At 62.7% G+C, this 19,605-nt stretch carries 17 protein-coding genes; 7 read left to right on the forward strand and 10 right to left on the reverse strand.

The annotated features are described in order from the left end of the window. Positions 1-2: 2 nt before the first annotated feature. Together O4H53_RS00660 and O4H53_RS00665 are read right to left on the reverse strand one after the other, a co-directional pair. On the reverse strand, positions 3-2,156 hold the full coding sequence (locus O4H53_RS00660; RefSeq protein ID WP_269360551.1) for a TonB-dependent siderophore receptor: 2,154 nt from the start codon (positions 2,154-2,156) through the stop codon (positions 3-5). 111 nt (positions 2,157-2,267) lie between these two features. After that, complete coding sequence (locus O4H53_RS00665; protein ID WP_269360552.1) at positions 2,268-3,209, reverse strand: ABC transporter substrate-binding protein; 942 nt, start codon at positions 3,207-3,209, stop codon at positions 2,268-2,270. Between the two features lie 173 nt (positions 3,210-3,382). On the opposite strand from O4H53_RS00665, the gene O4H53_RS00670 reads away from it, so the two are divergent. The 4 genes from O4H53_RS00670 (at position 3,383) to O4H53_RS00685 (ending at position 7,028) form a co-directional block, all read left to right on the forward strand. Then, positions 3,383-4,372: a FecCD family ABC transporter permease gene (locus O4H53_RS00670; protein WP_269360554.1), complete on the forward strand. Its 990-nt coding sequence runs from the start codon at positions 3,383-3,385 to the stop codon at positions 4,370-4,372. Further along, positions 4,369-5,313, forward strand: coding sequence for a FecCD family ABC transporter permease (locus O4H53_RS00675; RefSeq protein WP_269360555.1), 945 nt, complete (start codon positions 4,369-4,371; stop codon positions 5,311-5,313). The genes O4H53_RS00670 and O4H53_RS00675 overlap by 4 nt, the downstream gene beginning before the upstream one ends. Further along, positions 5,310-6,092 carry an ABC transporter ATP-binding protein gene (locus O4H53_RS00680; RefSeq protein WP_269360557.1) on the forward strand — a complete coding sequence of 261 codons (783 nt, stop codon included), beginning with the start codon at positions 5,310-5,312 and terminating at the stop codon, positions 6,090-6,092. The genes O4H53_RS00675 and O4H53_RS00680 overlap by 4 nt, the downstream gene beginning before the upstream one ends. Before the next feature lie 63 nt (positions 6,093-6,155). Then, on the forward strand, positions 6,156-7,028 hold the full coding sequence (locus O4H53_RS00685) for an alpha/beta hydrolase (protein ID WP_269360558.1): 873 nt from the start codon (positions 6,156-6,158) through the stop codon (positions 7,026-7,028). A gap of 120 nt (positions 7,029-7,148) precedes the next feature. Here O4H53_RS00685 and O4H53_RS00690 read toward each other — a convergent pair whose 3' ends face one another. Then, entirely contained in the window at positions 7,149-7,622 is a 474-nt protein-coding gene (locus tag O4H53_RS00690) for an Lrp/AsnC family transcriptional regulator (protein ID WP_269360560.1), read from the reverse strand. A gap of 135 nt (positions 7,623-7,757) precedes the next feature. On the opposite strand from O4H53_RS00690, the gene O4H53_RS00695 reads away from it, so the two are divergent. Next, complete coding sequence (locus O4H53_RS00695) at positions 7,758-10,130, forward strand: transketolase-like TK C-terminal-containing protein (protein WP_269360562.1); 2,373 nt, start codon at positions 7,758-7,760, stop codon at positions 10,128-10,130. A 35-nt stretch (positions 10,131-10,165) separates the two neighbouring features. Here O4H53_RS00695 and O4H53_RS00700 read toward each other — a convergent pair whose 3' ends face one another. The 4 genes from O4H53_RS00700 to O4H53_RS00715 are packed head-to-tail and all read right to left on the reverse strand — an operon-like array spanning position 10,166 to position 13,958. Next, on the reverse strand, positions 10,166-11,107 hold the full coding sequence (locus O4H53_RS00700) for an ornithine cyclodeaminase family protein (RefSeq protein WP_269360563.1): 942 nt from the start codon (positions 11,105-11,107) through the stop codon (positions 10,166-10,168). Further along, complete coding sequence (locus tag O4H53_RS00705) at positions 11,104-11,607, reverse strand: TRAP transporter small permease (RefSeq protein ID WP_269360564.1); 504 nt, start codon at positions 11,605-11,607, stop codon at positions 11,104-11,106. Before O4H53_RS00705 ends, O4H53_RS00700 begins: the two co-directional genes overlap by 4 nt. 8 nt (positions 11,608-11,615) lie before the next feature. Further along, entirely contained in the window at positions 11,616-12,608 is a 993-nt protein-coding gene (locus O4H53_RS00710) for a TRAP transporter substrate-binding protein (protein ID WP_269360565.1), read from the reverse strand. 30 nt (positions 12,609-12,638) lie between these two features. After that, positions 12,639-13,958, reverse strand: a complete 1,320-nt coding sequence (locus O4H53_RS00715) for a TRAP transporter large permease (protein WP_269360566.1) — start codon at positions 13,956-13,958, stop codon at positions 12,639-12,641. 76 nt (positions 13,959-14,034) lie between these two features. Between O4H53_RS00715 and O4H53_RS00720 the strand changes: the two genes are divergently transcribed. Both O4H53_RS00720 and O4H53_RS00725 read left to right on the forward strand, forming a co-directional pair. Further along, positions 14,035-14,667, forward strand: a complete 633-nt coding sequence (locus O4H53_RS00720; protein ID WP_269360568.1) for a helix-turn-helix domain-containing protein — start codon at positions 14,035-14,037, stop codon at positions 14,665-14,667. A 4-nt stretch (positions 14,668-14,671) separates the two neighbouring features. After that, positions 14,672-16,096, forward strand: coding sequence for an amidase (locus O4H53_RS00725; protein ID WP_269360570.1), 1,425 nt, complete (start codon positions 14,672-14,674; stop codon positions 16,094-16,096). A 40-nt stretch (positions 16,097-16,136) separates the two neighbouring features. Here the strand turns inward: O4H53_RS00725 and O4H53_RS00730 are convergent, their stop codons facing one another. From O4H53_RS00730 to O4H53_RS00740, 3 genes are all read right to left on the reverse strand, one after another. After that, positions 16,137-17,486 carry an aspartate aminotransferase family protein gene (locus O4H53_RS00730; RefSeq protein WP_269360572.1) on the reverse strand — a complete coding sequence of 450 codons (1,350 nt, stop codon included), beginning with the start codon at positions 17,484-17,486 and terminating at the stop codon, positions 16,137-16,139. 9 nt (positions 17,487-17,495) lie between these two features. Then, the gene (locus tag O4H53_RS00735; RefSeq protein WP_269360575.1) at positions 17,496-18,617 is read right to left on the reverse strand and encodes a phosphotransferase enzyme family protein; all 1,122 of its coding nucleotides are present in this window, start codon (positions 18,615-18,617) and stop codon (positions 17,496-17,498) included. 98 nt (positions 18,618-18,715) lie between these two features. Next, positions 18,716-19,384 (reverse strand): haloacid dehalogenase type II, encoded by a 669-nt coding sequence (locus O4H53_RS00740; protein ID WP_269360577.1) that lies wholly within the window; start codon positions 19,382-19,384, stop codon positions 18,716-18,718. Positions 19,385-19,605: the final 221 nt, after the last annotated feature.

The following is a 19,605-nucleotide window of genomic DNA, read 5'->3' on the forward strand; positions in this document are numbered from 1 at the left end:
ACTCAGAACTGTCGGCTGATTGAAACCTTGATCGCCCGGCCCTCACCTTTGGCACAGCCATAGCCATCGTAGCAGACGCCAAAGTAGTCACGGTCAAACAGGTTGCTGACGTTCAAGTTGATGTCAAAGTTTCTTGTGGCATAGGTCACCGCCATGTCCGCCACGGTGTGGCTGGGTGTGATCCGCAGGTTGTTCTGTGTCGAGTAGGACTCCGAAACATAGCGGATACCTGCGCCAAGGCTCAGACCCTGAACAAGCGCCGAAGCATCGTAATCCAGCCAGAGCGACAGCTGATGCATCGGGGCCATCGCATTGGCATTACCGAGCTTGGACGGGTCCGAAGACCTGGTGATTTCCGAGTCGAGGTAGCTATAGCTCAGAATGCCCTGGGTATGGGCGGCCAGCCGGCCCCGCGCTTCAAGCTCAAGCCCTTTGGAGCGCACTTCACCCACCTGCGTAAAGCTTGAGAAGGTCGGGTCTGAAAGGTCGTAATCTTTCACATTTGTCTTGCGCAGATCAAAGACAGAGGCGCTGAACATAAGATCGTTCGTCGGTTGATAGCGCAGACCTGCTTCCCACTGCCGGCTTTTCGACGGATCCAGGGTCTGGCCGGTGATCGTTGTGCCGACGTTCTGGATAAAGCCTTCGGAATAGCCGAGATAGGGCGTCAACCCGTTGGCGAATTCGTGGGTGATGCCGATCATGCCTGTTGCCGCGCTGTCGCTTTGGCTGCTGGTGGTGCCGGACAACAGGTCGGTGGCTTCGTTTTCGAACCGGCTGTAGCGCAGCCCGGCGGTAAGCGCGGTGCCATTGGCAAACTTCATGTGGTCCTGAAGGTAGACGCCGGTTTCTTCGTAAACACTGCGGTCGCGCGACGACAATGCCGGATCGGCCACGGGAAAGTCAAAGACCGGATTGACGTAGGGCAGGGTATAGATGGTGCCGTCGTAGAATTGTGTGACATTGGCACGGCTGTATTGATAGTCGACGCCGGCAATCAGGCTGTTGTCCGCCCCGAACAGCTGGCTGTCCCATTTCACGTTGTTGTCGATGCCAAAGGTCCTGGCGTCTTCGTCGTTCCGGAACGCGTAATAGTGCAGGCCCGAGGCATCCGCATAGCTGTAATCAAGATGTGCGTAATCGGTGGTCTGATGGGCGAAACGGACGCGTTGGTTAAAGAGGAAGCCTTCTCCAAACTGATGGCTCAGCTCCCAGCCAAGTGATTCCTGGGTGGTCTCGAAGTGGTTGTAGTCCGATTGCCGATAGGCAAAATCAGCGGGCAGTGACCCAAAGGCGGGGTCAAAGTCTTCTCCTGCGATTGGCGAGAAGATCAGCGGTGTCCTGGCGTCCTGCTGTACGTGGCCCAGCAGGGTAAGGGTGGTGTTATCCGACGGCGCCCAGGTGAACCCGCCCGCCAGGAACGCGCGGTCATTGTCCGAACCGTCGATCTCGGTTTCGCCGTTGCGCAGCAGGCCGGTGACGCGCGCGGCCATGGTGCCATCGGCGCTGATTGTATCGGACCAGTCGAAACCGGCCTCGGCGGTGTTATTGCTGCCATAGCTCAGCCGCCCTTCCGCCAGACGGTCAAAGACCGGCCGTTTGGTCACCAGATTGACCATGCCGCCGGCATCGTTCGACCCGTACAGAACACCCGCCGGGCCACGCAGCACGTCGACCCGGTCGATCATGAAGGGATCGGTCGTAAAGCCCGAAAAGCTCAGCGCCTTCTGCGGCAGCCCGTCGCGGTAGAGTGCATTTGTGCCCATGTCGAAGCCACGGATCGAAAACTGATCGAACCGGTCGTCGGTGCCCCAGGTCGAGGGGTTGATCCCCGGCACATAGGCAATTGCGTCTTCGACCTCGTCGGGTGCGCGGGCCTCAAGCTCGGTCGAGGTGACAACGGATATCGACTGGGGAACTTCGCTGAGCGGCACGCCGGATTTCACCCCGGTTTCGGTGGCAGGCGCCAGATATCCGTCTACCCGGCCCGAGTAATCCAGTTCGTAACGTAACAGGATCGAGGGCAATTTCACCGCATCGCCATCCTGCGCCTGCGCGGTCTGCGCCGCCAATGCAATGCAGGTCAGCGCCGTGCAGCCTGCCAGAATGCCATTCAGCGATATGCGGGGGAAACGGGGGGCGGGGAAATCTGTCATCTCGGGTCCTGTCAAGCGGCGCATGCAAGATGCGCAATATGCTGATGAAGAGATCAGCACTCACCTGGGAGCGACCTGGGTGGGCGCAACCTACGGCTCTGATTGCGGGTGTCAATCCGCTTTTTCCCCTTGCAGCGCGCGTTGAAATTTCGGGGCAAGGCGCTGTGCGGCCCAGGGGATCGACAGCGGTGTCTGAAAGCTCATCGCGCCGGTTTCGTCTTCATCGGCCCAGACCGACCGGCCCGATTGCGCAAGGGCGCTGGCCTGATAGGCGGGCAGCGCCTCGATCAGTTCTCGCCCCGCTGTATCGCCCAGCCACAGGGCCAGATCGCGCTCAAACAGGTCGATCCGTTCCAGGCTGACCGAAAAATTGCCTGCCGCACTTGCCAGGGTTTCGAATTCCGCAGGGATCTCAAACCCCAGGTCGGCCACGAAGCGGTTGGCGCCGTCTGCAGGGCCATATCCCACCAGCTTGGTGCCCGCGACATGGGCCACCGCCACGCTGGCCCCGTCAAAGGCCGGGTATTGGGCGCGGGTGTCGGCCAGCACGGTGGCGACATCGGCAATCACCGTTTCGGCGCGGTCATCCCGGCCCGTGGCGCGGGCAATCAGGCGCAGTTCTTCCTGCCAGGGCGCGCCCCAGTCGGGGAAACCTTCCGGCGGGCCGACCACGGGCGCGATGCGCGACAGTTGCGCATAGGTGGCGGCGTCCATGGGCGCAAAGCTGGCGACGATCAGATCGGGCTGCAATTTCCAGACCCATTCCAGATCAATCTCGAACCCGCGCTGCACCTGCGGCTCTGCACCGACAGCCTTGCGCGCGGCATCCGCCCAGACCCATGTGGCAAAGGGGCGCGCGCCGAACCATTCGTGCACCCCCACGGGCGCAAGGCCCAGAGCATAGAGAAAATCCTGCTCGTGATAGCCAACCGAGACGATCCGCTGCGGCGGCGCGTCAATGCGGGTGGTGCCGAAACGGTGGGTGATCTCGACCGGCTCTGCCACGGCAGGCAGGGTGATCATGAACAGGCAAAACAGCAGTACGGCGCGCATCAAACTCTCCTTGGTGAGGGGAAAACCTGGCGTCTGCTGGGTGCGCGGACATTCCATGGGCGCCGTTGCGCTGTCAAGCCATTGGCAGGGGTTGCAGGCGCAGGGTTTCCGGGGCTATCTGCAGCACAGCCAGCCCTGCGCCCGCCAACACCCTCTGATGTTGATGGAAAACCATGGCCCCGCTGCGCCCCCTGTATATGAACCTGCTGTTGTGGAGTGTTTTTGCGCTGGCGCTTATCTGCGCCTTGCGGTTCGGCACGGCGCAGATGTCGGCCGAGGCGCTGTTGCACGGCGATGCAGGATTGCTGTCGGGGCGCGGATTTCGCGCGGTCTGTGCCATGACAGTGGGCGCGGCACTGGCGGTGTCGGGGCTGATGCTGCAAAGCCTGACGGGCAATCCGCTGGCCGATCCGGGCATCACCGGCATCAATGCCGGGGCGGCGCTGATGGCCGTGGCTACAGCGCAGTTCGTGCCGTCGGCCAGTGCGGGGGTGGTGATGGTATCGGCCATAGCCGGGGCCGGTCTGGCGGGGCTGGCGTTGTGGCTGCTGGCCGGTGGCGACGCCGGGCTGGGCGGCGAAGGCATCGCGTTGCGCCTGCCTTTGGCGGGGCTTGCCATCGAAGCATTGTGCCTGTCGCTAGCGATGATGCTGATCCTGACCGATGCGCAATCGCAGGCGCGCTATCTGCACTGGGTTTCAGGGGCGATACCGCCTGTGTCACGGGGCGAAGCTGTGCCCCTGCTGACCATCTGCGGCGCTTTGGGTGCAGGCATCTTCCTGTGCAACAGGCTGGCGCTGCTGACGCTGGGCGCGGATCAAAGCCACAGTCTGGGGCGTAATCCACGGGTTACCATCTCGCTGACGCTGGCACTGGTCACGGTTTTGTCCGGCGCATCGGTGGCCATCGTCGGGCCGATCGCCTTTCTGGGCCTGCTGGTGCCCTTTGTCGCGCGCGGGTTGGCGGGGCCCGCGTTGCGGCGGGCCTATGGCTATTGCGTTCCACTGGGCGCGGCGGTGTTGATGGCCAGCGATGTGGCGGGGCGGGTGATCGTGCGCCCGGGCGAGATTGATGCCGGTCTGATCCTGGCCATGTTCGGCGGCGTCGGGCTGGTTATGGTGCTGACCCGGCTGCTGCCGCGCGGCGCCGGAGTGCGGACATGAGGCGGGCCGTTTTTTTGCCCGCCTTGCTGCTCGTGCTGGTCTGGCTGGCACTGGCAGGCGGGCGCAACTGGCTTGGCCCCTCGGCGCTGGTGCAGGGGCTGTTGGACCGGCAGGATTTCCTGATCTACGGGTTGCGCCTGCCGCGCCTGCTGATTGCGGTGGGGGCCGGCATGGCGCTGGGAATGGCGGGTGCGCTGATGCAGGGGCTGACGCGCAATCCGCTGGCCACGCCTGATATCATCGGGCTGACGCAGGGGGCGGGGCTTGGTTTTGCCATTGCGCTGTTGCTGGACCTGCCGCTGCTGGCGGGGGCGGCCTGTGGGGCGGGGATTGCGGTGGTTTGCGTGGCGCTGCTGGCACAGGGGCGCGGGGCGCTGGCCTTTGTGCTCTTCGGCATCGGGATCGGGGCCACGGCGGCGGCGGCCACGACGGTTCTTTTGGTGCTGGCACCGGATGCCAAGGCCGCCCGCGCGATGATCTGGCTTTCGGGGTCTCTGACGCGTGCCGATCTGGCAACGGCGGGTTGGGTCTGGCTGGTGTTGCTGGCGGGTGGGGCGCTGGTTGCCCTGCGCGCGCACCGGCTGGGATTGCTGTGGCTGGGCGATGACGTGATGGCGTCACTCGGGGTTGATCTGTCACGGATGCGGGTTCTGGTGCTGGGCCTTGTCACCGCCTTGACAGCGGCCAGCACATTGGCCGTTGGCCCCATCGGTTTCGTGGCCTTTGTCGCAGCCCCATTGGCGCGCGCAATCAGCGGCGCCGAAGCACCGGCCACATGGCCCGCCGCGCTGACCGGCGCCTGTTTGCTGGTGGCGGCGGATCTGATGGCGCGCCTGATTACCCCCTTTGCCGTCTTTCCGACGGGTCTGGTCATGGGCGTGATCGGTGCCCCCTATCTGATCTTCTTTCTGTGGCGCGACCGGCAGGAGACCCGGGCATGAATGATCCTCTTTTCAACGTCGAAGACCTTTCGCTGCGTCTTGGGAACCGCCCTGTCTATGACAGTTTTTCCGTCGCTTTGCCCAAGGGCGGGCTGACCGGGATTGTCGGCCCGAATGGCTGTGGCAAATCCACCCTGCTGCGGTGTCTTGCGGGCATACAGCACCCTGATGCGGGGCAGATTGAATTTCAGGGCCATCCGCTGACAGACCAGGGTGCGCGCGAACGCGCGCAAAGCATCGCCTATCTGCCCCAGAACCCGCCGCTGGTGCCGGATATGAGCGTGGCCGGGCTGGTCGCCAAGGGGCGCACACCCTGGCGCAAGGCGTTCCGGCCGCTGTCGGGCACCGATCATGACGCCATCGAAAGCGCCCTGTCGGCGACGGGCCTGTCCGATCTGCGCGCCACCCGCCTGAGCGCCCTGTCGGGCGGGCAGCGGCAGCGGGTCTGGCTGGCCCTGGCCTTGGCGCAGGACACGCCGGTGATCCTGCTGGACGAACCCACCGCCTTTCTGGACTTGCAGCATCAGTTGTCGCTGTTGCGCCTGCTGCGCCAGCTTGCGGACGAACGCCAGCGCAGCATTGTCATGGCGCTGCACGAGCTGACCCTTGCGGGGCGGTTCTGCGATCATCTGCTGGGGCTGCGCGACGGCCAGCTGGTCTGCGCGGGCCCGGCAGAGCAGGTGATCACACCGGATACGGTTGCAGCCCTCTATGATTTGCAGGCGGAAGTGGCCCGCGATCCCGTCTTTCAAAAACCCGTTGTTTATCCACGCGAATAGCAGGGGTCTGGCCGGGCATACCGTTGCGCCGCCGGACCCCCCTTCAACCTCAGGAGCTTTAGCATGATGCAGAATGTAGTGGCAGAAGGTCTGGCCATATCAGGCGGGACACGATGGTTTGATCTGAGGGACCGCGTGACAGGCGAAATCCGTCGCGTGTTCCTTTGGGTGCCACCCGGCAAAGCACCCGCCTCGGGCTGGCCGGCGCTATGGCTGCTGGATGGCAATGCCGTGATTGGCACAGCCGTAGATGCGATGCGCGCGCAGGCCTTCTGGCCCACTGGCACCAACCTTGGCTGGGGCGTGTTGATTGCCGTGGGTTATCCGACCGACGACGCTTACGATTCCTTTCGCCGCAGCTGGGACCTCGGGCCGCCACCGGGGCAGGTCTATCCGCCCTTCACCCCCGATGGCCCCAAGGTCAGGACCGGCGGCGGCGCCGAGATGGCGCGGTTCTTGCTGGAAGACGTGCGCAGCTTTGTCGAGCGCCGGACCCCGCTCGATCCCCAGCGGCAATCGCTCTTTGGCCATTCCTTTGGCGGGTTGTTCGCGCTCTGGCTGATGTTTACCCGCCCCGATGCCTTTGCCAACTGGATTGCGGCAAGCCCGGCAATCACCTGGGAAGACAGCTTTCTCCTCGATCATCTGAACCGCTTTGATGCCGATGGTCGGCCACTGCGGGTGCATCTTTCGGCTGGCGAATGGGAAGGTGATGTGCTGGCACCGTTTCAGGCCAATGGACCCGAAGCCGAAACGCGCATGGCGGAAAAGGCCAGGACCCGCACCGTCGCCGCTGCGGAAGAGATGGCAGCAGCGCTCTCGGCGCGGGGGGTCACGACCCGGTTCGAGATATATGCAGGCGAGACCCATATGTCCGTATTGCCCGTGGCGGTGAACCGCGCGCTAAGCTGGGCCTTTGCCCTTTCAGTCGATTAAAGCGCCCGACCTTGCATCTGAATGACCCTGTATCACGAATGTCCCCGCAGCGCCGCAGGCGCGGCAGGGTATTCGTGTTTCAAGTTTAAGGTCGGGCGCTCTAACCCGCCGCTGAGGCTGCTACCGGTCCAGCGTGCGTGACAGCCCGGCTTTGACACGCCGCAGGGGAATCGAGCTTTCGATGGAGGCGACGCCGGGAACCTTGGTGAATTTGCCAGTCAGAAACCGCTCGAAATCAGCCGGGCCGCGTGTCGAGACGCGCAGGAGGTAGTCGCGATTGCCTGTCATCAGCCAACAGTCAACGACTTCGGGAAAGCCGCGCACAGCGGTTTCGAACCGGGCCAGGGCATCATCGACCTGACGGTCCAGCTTGACCGAGACAAAAACTGAAAATTCGAAACCCAGCGCCGCCTCGTCGATCAGGGCGGCATAGCCGGAAATCACCCCCGCCTTTTCAAGGTTTCGCAACCGCCGCGCGACGGGCGAGGGGCTGAGACCGATCTTTTCCGCAAGATCGTTTATCGTGGCACGCCCGTTGCGCTGCAGCTCGTGCAGGATTTCGATGTCGAAACTGTCCAGGTTGGTGGATAACATCGGAGAATAGCCAAATATTGGTGATAATGATCAACCTAGCATATAATCGAATGAATAATAGGTGAGAAACGGCATATCCGTGGTGCTAATATCGCGTGGATACGCAACCTGAACTGTCGCCCCGGAGCAAGCACAATGTTACAACAAGCCACCGCGTTGAAAATACTGGAGGATCGTCTCCTGTGGCTGTCGCATTGGATGATCCATCACGCCAATCACATCCGCCCGAAACAGGACGGGATCAAGGTGGGCGGGCATCAGGCAAGCTCGGCTTCGATGGTGTCGATCATGACCGCGCTCTACTTTTCCGCGCTCAGGCCCGAGGACCGGGTGGCGGTCAAACCGCATGCCTCGCCGGTCTTTCATGCGATGCAATATCTGATGGGCAACCAGACGCTGGAAAAGATGCAGAACTTTCGCGGCTTTCAGGGTGTGCAAAGCTATCCCAGTCGCACCAAGGACGTGGATGATGTGGATTATTCCACCGGTTCTGTCGGGCTGGGTGTGGCGATCACGGCCTTTGGCGCGCTGGTTCAGGATTACATCACCGCCAAGTCCTGGGGTGGTGAGCTGACCCAGGGTCGGCATGTGGCGCTTGTGGGCGATGCCGAACTTGACGAAGGCAACATCTACGAGGCCTTGCAGGAAGGCTGGAAGAACGACCTGCGCAATTGCTGGTGGATCATCGACTATAACCGCCAGTCGCTGGACGGCGTGGTTCGCGAGGGCCTGTTCGAACGGATCGAAAAGATTTTCGAGGCATTCGGCTGGAACGTCATCCGCGTGAAATACGGCGCCCTGCAGCGCGCGGCATTTGCCGAGGAGGGTGGCGATGCGCTGCGCGCCTGGATCGACGCCTGCCCGAACCAGCAATATTCGGCGCTGACCTATCAGGGCGGCGCGGTCTGGCGCAAACGGCTGATGGAGGACCTTGGCGATCAGGGGCCTGTGTCCCGCCTGCTCGACAAGCGTGACGACGAGGCGCTTGCCGCGCTGATGGAGAACCTTGGCGGCAATTGCGTGACCACCATGGCAGAGGTTTTTGCAAGCGTCACCGATGACCGGCCCACCTGTTTTCTGGCCTATACGATCAAGGGCTGGGGGACACCGATTGCCGGACACAAGGACAACCATGGCGGTCTGATGACGAAGGCCCAGATGGCAGGTTGGCAGGCACATATGGGCGTGCCGCAAGGACAGGAGTGGGAGAAGTTTGCCGCAGTGGAAGATGTGGCAGCCCTGCAATCCTTCCTCGACACGGTGCCGTTCTTTGCCCGGGGGCGCAGGCGCTATGACGACGCGGTGCTGCCTGTCCCGGAGATACAGTTTTCTTCCGAGCGGGAGATTTCGACGCAGATGGCCTTTGGCAAGATTCTGGATGATCTGTCCAAGGGTGACAGCAAGCTGGCCGAGCGTATCGTGACCATGTCGCCGGATGTGACCGGCACCACCAATCTGGGCCCCTGGGTGAACCGCCGCAAGCTTTTTGCCCGCACCGCACAGACCGATGCCTTTATCGAACATCGCATCCCCTCCACCGCGAAATGGGAGTTCACTCCGGAAGGGCAGCACATCGAACTGGGCATCGCAGAGAACAATCTGTTCCTGCTGCTGGGGGCTGCGGGCCTGTCCCATTCGCTGTTTGGCAAACGCCTGATCCCGATTGGCACGCTTTATGATCCCTTTGTGGCCCGCGGCCTCGATGCGCTGAACTATGCCTGCTACCAGGACGCGCGGTTCATGGTGGTTGGCACCCCCTCCGGCGTGACGCTGGCACCGGAAGGCGGCGCGCATCAGTCCATCGGCACCCCGCTGATCGGGATGAGCCAGGATGGTCTGGCCGCCTTTGAACCCGCCTTTGCCGATGAGCTGGCCGAGATCATGGCCTGGGCCTTTGGCTATTTGCAAAAGGACGGATCAGGCGACCCCGACGAACGTACCTGGCTGCGCGATGAGACCGGCGGCTCGGTCTATCTGCGGCTCTCGACGAACCCTATCGAGCAGCCGGGCAAACGCGCCGATGACCTTTGGCAGCAGGGCGCGGTCGACGGGGCCTATTGGTTGCGGCCTCCGGGGCCAAACTGCGAGGTGGTGATCGCCTATCAGGGGGTCATTGCATCAGAGGCGATCAAGGCGGCGGGCGAATTGGCCGAACACCGGCGCGATGTCGGCGTTCTTGCAGTCACCTCGGCGGATCGGCTGAATGCCGGCTGGACCGCTGCGCAGCGCGCGCGGGCACGCGGGCAGGCAAATGCGCAAAGCCATGTGGAGCGGTTGCTGGGTGAACTCTCTCCCCATTGCAGTCTGGTGACTGTAATCGACGGGCATCCGGCCACGCTGTCCTGGCTTGGCGCTGTCGGGGGTCACAAGACGATCCCTCTGGGGGTCGAACACTTTGGCCAGACAGGTGCGATTGCCGACCTTTACAGGCACTATGGCATCGACAGCGACGGGATCGTTGAAAAGATCAGCGGGTTGACCCATGGCCGCAGGATCAATGCTGCCTGACGGCTAGGTGCCGGAGGCGGTTCACGCCCGACATCTCACGCCAGTGTTTGCGCGATATGCCAGGCCGCCGCGAGGTCCTGAACGATCAATCCATGGGACTTGTAGCCGGTGATCTGGGTGGCGGATGTTCTGCCGGTCGCAGCACCGGCCAGCACAGCGCCAAGCTCAGTCACTTGATAGGCCGCGCCGATGGCACCGGCGGCCCGTGCCTCCATGATTTCACCGGATTCCCGTGAAGAGCTGTCGAGCGAATCCGTGAACATCAGCATCCGGGCGACGGCAGTGTCATCGACTTCGCGCATGTCGGCGAGGCTCGCCCCGACAAGGTTCAGGTGCTGGCCCGGCTCAAGGTCAGCGCCCGCAAGAAAGGCCGAGCGGGCGGCTGTCGCAGTGGTGATCACATCGGCGCCGGTGATCGCCTCGACAAGCGAGGTGCAGACCCGGACGGGAACGGGCGCGTCAGGGAAACGGGCGGCAAAATCCCGGGCGGCCTCCGGACGGCGGGCCCAGATGCGGATTTCCGACGGATCGAAACATTCCAGGGCCCCGCGCAAGTGGTACTCTGCCTGTTCGCCTGCGCCGCAGATCGTGAAAATGCGCGGATCGGCACGGCCCAGCCTGCGCGTGGCAAGCATCGACACGGCGGCAGTCCGCAGCGCGGTCAGCGCGTCCGCCTCGATGGCGGCAACCGGACGGCCATGTTCGCTTTCGAACAGCAGCACAAAGCCCTGATGACTGGACAAACCGTGGCGCGGCGCATCCGGGTAAAGGCTGAGCACCTTCGCGCCGTGCAGCGGGGGATTGTGCAATGCGCCATACATCATGCCCATGCGTCCGGCCTCGTTGATCGGCACGACGAAGCGGGGCGGGTGCAGCGCTTCGCCCGCGGAGATGTCCTTCATCGCGGCTTCCATCACCGGGACAAGCTCGGCCACCGTGATCCGGCCCAGAACGTCCTTTGCCGTAATGACCCTCATGTCGCGTCGCCTCTTGGTGCCGGGAACGGGCTCACGACCCGGGCGGCGCAATGGATCAGGAGAATGACGCAGGTGATCGGGATGACTGAACCCAGCAGCGCCATGTTGAGGCCCAGACCCGGTGAACTGCGCCCCATGCCGCGCCAGACAAAGCCCCGCTCGATGTTCAGATTGGGGCCGAAGAAGGAATAATGCAGCACCGGCACAAGGAAGATCGCCAGGGCCGCCACCAGGGCCACCCGGGCCAGAAGCTGGTGCCGCGCGGAGGAGGCGCTGGTCACGGATACGATAACGGGGTCCAGACCGCGCCGGAATGCGCAGGTTGCACCCAACAGACCGCCCCATACCATCAGGTAGCGGGCCAGTTCCTCGGTCCAGGCATAGGGGCTGCGCATGCCATACCGCGCTGTCACCTGCAGCAGAATGACCAGGGCGATCCCGACCAGGGCCGCCTTGGCCAGCGCGAGGCAGAAGCGATCCAGCCCCGCGCTCAGTTTCACGATTTGCCTCATTCGCGCGATGCGTCTGCCAGGGTCTGCATCTCGGCGACCGAGCCTTCCGGCATCAGTTCATCCCAGACGGCCTGGCTCCGGTTCTTGAACTCTTCCAGTGCCTCGTCCGAAGGCGTCGTCACGGTCACGCCTGCAGCTTCCAACATCTCGATCTCTTTCTTTTCGGCGGCAAAGGTCCATTCCTTGTTGTTGGCGTTCGCCTTCTCGATTGCGGCATCGACGGTGGCCTTGCTCGCCTCATCCAGCCCCTCGTACCAATCCGCCGACATCAGCGCGGCGCGGAAAGGCGTGCCGGCCTTGAGATTGGTAAAATGTGTCAGGAACTCGGTATGTTTGAAGATCAGCGGGACGGCGGGCGGGTTGAAATAACCGTCCACGATGCCCTGCTGCACGGCACCTGCGAATTCCGGCATGTCCACCACAACACCCTGCGCGCCCCAGGCTTCGAACAGCTTGACCTGCGTGGCGTCAATGGCCCGAAGGCGCAGCCCTTCGACATCCGCGACGGAGGCCACATCCTTTTTCGTGTTGAACAGACCCATCTGACCGCCAAGGCCCGGCAAGCCCGCGATCATCACGCCCTGACCTTTCATGTTTTCGCGAATCCCGTCCAGAAGCGGGCTGTCGGTGCCCTGCGTCGCCCGGAAGAACTGGGCTGAATCGTCAAAGACGTAAGGGGCCAGGAACCCCAGGATGCGCGGATCGACCTGCGCGATCATCACGAAATTGGTCACGCCGAACTGGAGCAGACCCTGCGACAGCTGGTCGACGATCTCGGGGTCCTTGCCCAGGCTCGCGCCGACAAAGACGGTTGCTTCCATCCCGCCTTCACGCAGAGATGCGGCAAAGTCTTCGGCGTAAACCCAGTCAGAGCACGCAGGTACGGCGGGGCATTGCACCGCGATCCGGACCTCCTGTGCCAGCGCCGGTAGGGTGAGAACGGCGCCAAGCGCCAGACCCGAGAATGTCTTGCGGAACATGTTCTTCATTGTGGTTCTCCTTGGTTTAAGGGTGCGGATTCAGTTGATAAGCCCGAGCAGTCGCGGCAGTGCGAGGGTCAGTTCGGGGACGAGAATGAGAAGGATCAGCAGCGCGACCTGGACTGCGAGAAAGGGGAGAATGGCCAGCGACAGCCGCAGGTAGGAAACGCCGCTGGCGGCTGAGACAACCATGAGTATTCCGCCGAACGGCGGTGAGATCAGGCCAAGCGTCAGGTTGAGGCAGCTGACCACGCCCACATGCACCGGATCGGCCCCGGCGAGGATGGCAGCCGGGATCAGGACAGGCACCATCAGAACAAGCGCCATGGTCACATCCATCACCATGCCTGCGGCGAACATCACCAGGCTGGCGATCAGGAAATACCCGGTCGGTCCCAGATCAAGGCTGGTGACCGTGGCTGCGATTGTCTCGGGCAGGCGCATGATGCCGATGAGATAGCCAAAGACCGCCGCGGCGAAGAGGATCATGAAGATCGACCCCGTGAGCATCGCCGCCGTCTCGACCGCTTTTGATCCTTCCGCGAGGGTGTGGCGCAATGCCGCGCGGGGGCGGTCCCGGTCAAGCAGCCGGTAGACGAAGACCAGCATGACGGTGATTGCCACGGCCAATGCGGCGGCCTCTGTCGGGGTGACCACGCCAAAGACGATGCCGCCGACAATCACGATGGGGATCAGCAGGGCGGGGACCGCGCGAATGACCGTGTCCCGGAACGGCGGCAGCTCTGTTTGCGCACCGCCGGGGTGATCGTCGCGCCGGGCGACGAACCCGTTGTAGGCGAACAGGAAAGCCGCCATCAGCAGACCCGGCACGATGCCGCCCGCGAACATCGCCGCGACCGAGACGTTCATCAGTGCGCCGTAGAAGATCATGACGATAGAGGGGGGTATGATCGGCCCGATGACACTGCTGGCCGCCGTGAGGGCCGCCGCGAAATCAACCCGATAGCCGCGGTCCACCATCGCCGGAACCAGAGTCTTGGTCGTTGCCGCGGCATCGGCCACGGCGGAGCCCGAAATGCCCGCGAGAAAGACGCTGGCCGCGATGTTCACATAGCCCAGCCCGCCCTTGAAACGCCCGACGATCAGCATTGCGAGATCAATCAGCACCCGGGTCACGCCGCCCCGTGTCATCAGCTCTCCGGCAAGGATGAAAAGCGGCATCGACAGGAAGGTGAACACGTCAATCTGGCTGAAGATCCGTTGCGGCATGATTGCCAGATAGTTGCCATACCCCGTCGCGATGAAGGCAAGGACGGCCGCCGATCCGGCGACATAGCTGATCGCCACGCCACCCATGATCGCGAACCCGATAAAGGCAATGATGAGCAGGGCTGCCAAAGTGATACTCCTTGCGCCCATCCTCACTTTCGTATACGAAATATGTCAAGGAAAAACATTCCGAAAGGAAATATTGATGCCAGAGAAGGCAGCTCCGGTCGAGACTCAAGAGGCGCTGAGCGCTTTCGGCAGAAAGGTCCGCAGGTTGCGGCAGGGCAAGGGGATGACCCTGCAACAGGTTGCCGACCGTGCGGGCATGGCGGGATCGACCATTTCCAAGATCGAGAATTCCAACTTGTCGCCGACCTTCGACGGGCTGCTCAAGCTCGCGCGCGGGCTGGATGTTGACCTCACGACCTTGCTGGCGGGAGAGAACGCAACACAAGAGCCGCCGGTCCCGTCCATGGGCCGCCTGAATGTGACACGGGCGGCGGAACGTGTGGGCCACGACGCGGCGACCTATGTTTACGAACCCCTTGCCATGGGGCTGAAGCAAAAGCAGATGGACGCGACCTTTGTCGTGGTCAAGGCGCGGGCGGTGGAAGAATTCGACCACCTTGTGTCCCATCCCGGGGAAGAGATGATCTTTGTGCTGACCGGCGAAGTCGAACTGCATTCGAACCTCTATGCCCCGATCCGGCTCGCTGCCGGGGACAGCGCCTATTACGACGCCAGCATGGGCCATGCGCTGATCTCGGTCAGTGCGGAGGATGCGACGCTTTTGAACATTGTGACCGGCGGCGATGGCCGGTTGCCAGGACAGGGATGAAATCATGCTGACACGTGACGAATGGATGAGCCACGATCTGGTCGGGCTCGCGGGGCTTGTCGCAGAGGGTCAGATCGCACCGCGCGCGGTTCTGGAAACCGCGATCAGGGAGATCGAGGCGCAAAATCCCCGGGTGAATGCCGTTGTTGTGACAGCGTTTGAAGAGACGCTTGACGCGCTGGATGCGCGTGTCGAAGCGGGCGATACGCCCCGGTTCCTTGGCATGCCCTATCTGATCAAGGACCTGCATGCCCCGGTGCGTGGATTGCCATTGTCCAACGGGTCGGAGCGTTTCAAGGGCACCGTCTTTGACTTTGATTCAACGCTGGTGTCCCGCCTGCGCGCCGCCGGGTTCGGTTTGCTCGGCCGCAGTGCCTCGCCGGAATTTGGCCTGACGCTGGAAACCGACAGTGCCGCCTGGGGCACAACGCGCAATCCCTGGGATCTCGAACGGGGGGCGGGCGGGTCCAGCGGGGGGGCAGGTGCCGCGGTTGCAAGTGGGATGATGCCCGCCGCCCATGCGACGGACAGTGCAGGTTCGATCCGCATCCCGGCGGCGTTTAACGGATTGGTGGGCTTCAAGCCGAGCCGCGCATTGAACCCTTTCGGGCCGCATCGGGGCGATCCGAACCACGGCATCAGCCATGAACATGCGGTGGCTGTCAGCCTGCGCGACACCGCCGCAATCCTCGACGTGACCGCAGGGCCCGACACCGGCGCACCCTATTTTACCGCCAAACCCTCAACACCTTTCGAGGCTTTGATCGAACAGGCGCCCCGCCGCCTGCGCATCGGTCTGGTCACCACGCGGCTGGACGGAAAACCCATAGATCCCGTCTGCGCCGCCGCCGCGGAAAAGACCGGTCGGCTGTTGTCCGGACTTGGCCATGAGGTGGAGGAGGCGCTGCCCGATTTCGATGTTCAGGGGCTGACCGATGCGATGATCCGCGTGCTTCTGGCCTCGCTTGCCGGGCTGTTCCCCGGTGCCGGTGAACTGGGAGAAGAGGAACTGGCAGGCCTTGAACCCATGACCCGCGCCGCCCTGCGGTATTCGCGACAGGTGTCGCTCTCCGATCACCTGCAGCGCACCGCCGTGATCAACCGCGAAGTCCGCCGCCTTGCCGCCTATTTCGACCGGTTTGACCTGATGGTCACCCCGGCAACGGCAACGCCGCCATTGCCCCACAAGTCACTTCCCATGACGGCGACCGATCTTGACGGTTTTCTGGACCGTCTCTTCGAGTTGAGCCCGTTCACCGCACCTTTCAATGCCAGCGGGATGCCTGCCATTGTATTGCCCGTTCATCAGACACCCGAGGGTTTGCCGATCGCGTCGCAGCTGATCGGCAAGATGGCAGATGATGCCCTTGTCCTGAAAGTTGCCCGGCAGATCGAAGTTGCCTCGCCCTGGCGGGCCCGCCCCGCATAGACAGGGCAGGTACGCAGCCTGACCATGGTCTCAATCGGGGTTATTTCAGGCCCTGGTTCCTGGCATCTGCGACCTTTGCCAGTGCCCGGTCAACCGCAGCAAGGAACAGGTCGACATGTTCGGCCTCGCAGATGAGCGGCGGGCGCACCTTCAGCGCATCTTCGTTCTCGCCGGTCGTGCTGACCAGCACACCGTCGTCACGCAGGGTGTTCACCACATCCAGGGCAAAAGCCCGCTGCGCGTGTAGCGCCATATCTTCACCGCCCATATCCACGCCAAAGAACAGGCCGGCGTTGCGGATGGCGCGAATGCCCGGTTGCTGCTGCGCGATCTTTTCCAGACCGGCGCGCAGGCGCTGGCCCATGGCAAGGGCGTTCTGCTGGATCCGGTCCCGTTGCAAAATCGTCATCACGGCATTGGCCGTCGCGATGCCCACCGTGTTGCCGGCAAAGGTGTTCGAATAGCGCGCGGTGTTGCCGAAGCGGTCCAAGGGTTCCCGCTGCCCCACAACGGCACCGATGGGAAAGCCGTTGCCCATCGGTTTGCCAAGGGTCACCAGATCCGGCACAACCTTGTGTCGTTCGAACCCCCACATATGGCTGCCGGTCCGGCCAAAGCCCGGCTGGACCTCATCCGCGATCAACAGGCCTCCGGCCTCTCGTACCGCTGCCACGCCCCCTGCAATGAACCCCGGGGGGTCCACACAGACGCCATCGCTGGAAAAGATGCTGTCGATCAACAGGGCGGCCACGCCAATACCGCGGCGGTTCAGGTCTTCGACGGCGGCGCGCACCTGCGCCTCGAAAAATGCAGCGGCCTGCGCCTCCGGCACACCGGCGGGGCCGGGCAGCGACACCATGCGCACATTCGGGCTCAACACGACCGCATCGCCCAGGTTCGGCGAGACCGCGGCCACCGCTGCGCTGGTACCATGATAGGCATAATCAGAGACGATCACCCCCTCGTTGCCACTGCAAAGCCGTGCGATGCGCAGGGCCAGATCATTGGATTCGCTGCCCGTACAGGTGAATACCACCCGATCAATCCCGGTGGGGAAGGTGGCGACCAGCCGCTCGGCATAATCGACCAGCTGCGGCTCCAGATAGCGGGTGTTGGCGCTGATCCGGCCCGCTTGTTCCGCCATCGCGGTGTTCACTTCCGGATTGCAGTGACCAAGCGACGGCACATTGTTGTAAAAATCCAGATAGGGCCGGTCGTCCGGATCATAGAGCCACATGCCCTCGCCACGGACAAAATGCACCGGTTGGCGATACTGAAGCCGGTAGGAAGCCCCCAGAACAGCATCGCGTCGCGCAATCAGAGCAGCCTCGCGCGGGGGAAGGGCGGATTGCCCGGGTCTGTAGCGGTTCGGCATAAGATCTCTGGTCATGACGGTTTCCTACTTTGCAGAGGGACGTGAGGGGTATTGTGATTGAAGCGTTGCGAGGGCTGTTTGCATGGCCGGCCGACAGGACGGGGCGGTCCGCGACGCAAGTATGGCAAGGCCATTCTCGGCACGCTGGACGTTTTTTTTGATGTATGCGGCGTCATCCGGAAACAGATGGGCCCGCCAGTAATTGATCAGGATCAATGCGCTTTGCCGTGCACGCATCAGCCCGATGATCAGGCTTTCCTCCAGCGCCGTCAGCGGAAGGACCGAGGCATAGCCGGCAATCAGATATTCAGCCCCACCCAACAGCAAGTCCGGGTCGGTGACGACATGACTTGCGGCAATGGCCAGATCCTGAAGGCGCGGGCTGTGGCAGCCGTCGCCGAAGTCGATAAAGCCCAGAGCCTGATCCGTGACCATCATGTTGAAAGGGCTGGGATCGTTGTGGGTGACCTGCCAGACCAGATCACCGGTCTGCGGTGCGATGGTTTCCACATAGTCTTTCATCGCATCGGCGACCTGCACGGCAACCGGCCCGGGGGGCAAATGTTTTGCGTAATTCATCAGCCGTGGCCAGCAACCGACATGCCACAGGATCGGGCGGTTGGTTGCGGGCAGGGGCAGGGGAGCGAGGGCCAGATCCAGCCGGGCCAGCGCGCTGCCGGTCCGGAACAACAGGTCGGGCGTTGCCTGCATCTGGTGCAGGGCAACACCGTCGAGCCGGGTTTGCAGATAGCCGCAAATGCCATCTTCGGCAAAGGTCAGGCTGCCGCCAAGTGTCGGCAATATGTCCGGAACGACAAAGCCCGCAGCCCCCCGCAGCCCTGCAATCGCTTCGGCCTGAAAGGCAAAGCTGTCCCGCGCCTCGGGTCTGGTTGATGTCTTCAGGATCAGGCGGCGCCCATCCGCCAGATCGACCGCCACCGTGCGTTCAACCTCTGAGGACAGGATTTCAAGCTTGCCACTCAACCCAAAGTGACGCTGCAACAGCTCTGCCGAGATGTCGGGTTCCATCGTGCCCGACGGCAGGGCAAGGATGGCAGAGGCGGCCTCGAAATAGGTCTGCGTCGTGGCAGGCTGTTGTGCTTGCCCCTGCCTGCCTGCCGCGTCTGGATCAGTGCAATTTTCCAATTCGAATAATCCTTGGACCCGTGGCATTTACGTCTGCCGTTCAGCAGGATGCGGCGCGCCAGGGAAGGCGCGACGCGGTCTTGGATCGCGCAGCCGGATCAGATGCCGAAAACGCCCGGCAGCTGCGAAATATCCCGGATTTCGGTGTATTCGTAGAAGGGGTTGGCAGGTTCGTGACCCCGGTTGACCCAGACCTTGCTCTTGATCCCCAGATCATAGGCCGACATCAGGTCATGGCGGAAGGACGAGGATACATGCGTGACGTCCTCGGGGCCGCAACCCAGCGTGTCGAACATGTACTCAAAGGCCTTGAAGTGCGGCTTGTAAGCGCCTGCTTCTTCAGCGGTCAGCACCGCATGAAACGGCGCGCCGAGTTTGGCGATATTATGGGTGATCTGCACCTTCATCGAGTTGGTGATGGTGACCAGTGGAATTTCCTTGGCCAGCTTTGCCAGCCCCGCCGGGACATCCGCATGCGGACCCCAGGTCGGGATCTTGTTGTAGACCTTAAGCGCGTCTTCGGAATTGAAGGCGACACCGTTGCGGCGGCAGGCACGTTCCAGCGCGTTGTGGACGACGTCGGCGTAGGGTTTCCAGTCCTGCATCACTTCGTCAAAGCGATAGCCCTGGAAGTTCTTGATGAATTCCTCCATGCGCGGCGCGTCCAGAAGGTGGCCGTACAGCTCTTGGGCGGCCTCTGCCATCTGGAAGTTGATGAGCGTGCCATGGGTGTCGAAAGTGACATATTTCGGGCGGAAGCGTTCCATGTTTCTGTGTCCTGTCAGTTGAACTCCTGCAACAGCATAAGATCATTCATTTGGCAGAATGTGCCGCAGTGGCACGACTTGCAGCACATGGTCACCAAAATTCACACCAATCCGGCACGGGCTTTTGCGGGAACGCGTTGTGAAACGTCAGGGTCACCCCGGCACAGGAGGCCGAATCGTCCACGCCGGTCTCTCCCCCTCCTCCTGCCGACAGGCAGAGG

Origin of the sequence: Sulfitobacter sp. G21635-S1 (assembly GCF_027213915.1) — a bacterium.
Classification (GTDB): domain Bacteria; phylum Pseudomonadota; class Alphaproteobacteria; order Rhodobacterales; family Rhodobacteraceae; genus Sulfitobacter.

Excerpts from the sequence above, each read along its gene's own strand:
- O4H53_RS00670 (WP_269360554.1), top strand. The coding sequence starts at position 3,383 with ATGGCCCCGCTGCGCCCCCTGTATATGAACCTGCTGTTGTGGAGTGTT.
- O4H53_RS00695 (WP_269360562.1), top strand. The coding sequence starts at position 7,758 with ATGTTACAACAAGCCACCGCGTTGAAAATACTGGAGGATCGTCTCCTG.
- O4H53_RS00700 (WP_269360563.1), bottom strand. The coding sequence starts at position 11,107 with ATGAGGGTCATTACGGCAAAGGACGTTCTGGGCCGGATCACGGTGGCC.
- O4H53_RS00660 (WP_269360551.1), bottom strand. The coding sequence starts at position 2,156 with ATGACAGATTTCCCCGCCCCCCGTTTCCCCCGCATATCGCTGAATGGC.
- O4H53_RS00680 (WP_269360557.1), top strand. The coding sequence starts at position 5,310 with ATGAATGATCCTCTTTTCAACGTCGAAGACCTTTCGCTGCGTCTTGGG.
- O4H53_RS00730 (WP_269360572.1), bottom strand. The coding sequence starts at position 17,486 with ATGACCAGAGATCTTATGCCGAACCGCTACAGACCCGGGCAATCCGCC.
- O4H53_RS00720 (WP_269360568.1), top strand. The coding sequence starts at position 14,035 with ATGCCAGAGAAGGCAGCTCCGGTCGAGACTCAAGAGGCGCTGAGCGCT.
- O4H53_RS00675 (WP_269360555.1), top strand. The coding sequence starts at position 4,369 with ATGAGGCGGGCCGTTTTTTTGCCCGCCTTGCTGCTCGTGCTGGTCTGG.
- O4H53_RS00685 (WP_269360558.1), top strand. The coding sequence starts at position 6,156 with ATGATGCAGAATGTAGTGGCAGAAGGTCTGGCCATATCAGGCGGGACA.
- O4H53_RS00710 (WP_269360565.1), bottom strand. The coding sequence starts at position 12,608 with ATGAAGAACATGTTCCGCAAGACATTCTCGGGTCTGGCGCTTGGCGCC.
- O4H53_RS00725 (WP_269360570.1), top strand. The coding sequence starts at position 14,672 with ATGCTGACACGTGACGAATGGATGAGCCACGATCTGGTCGGGCTCGCG.
- O4H53_RS00690 (WP_269360560.1), bottom strand. The coding sequence starts at position 7,622 with ATGTTATCCACCAACCTGGACAGTTTCGACATCGAAATCCTGCACGAG.
- O4H53_RS00665 (WP_269360552.1), bottom strand. The coding sequence starts at position 3,209 with ATGCGCGCCGTACTGCTGTTTTGCCTGTTCATGATCACCCTGCCTGCC.
- O4H53_RS00740 (WP_269360577.1), bottom strand. The coding sequence starts at position 19,384 with ATGGAACGCTTCCGCCCGAAATATGTCACTTTCGACACCCATGGCACG.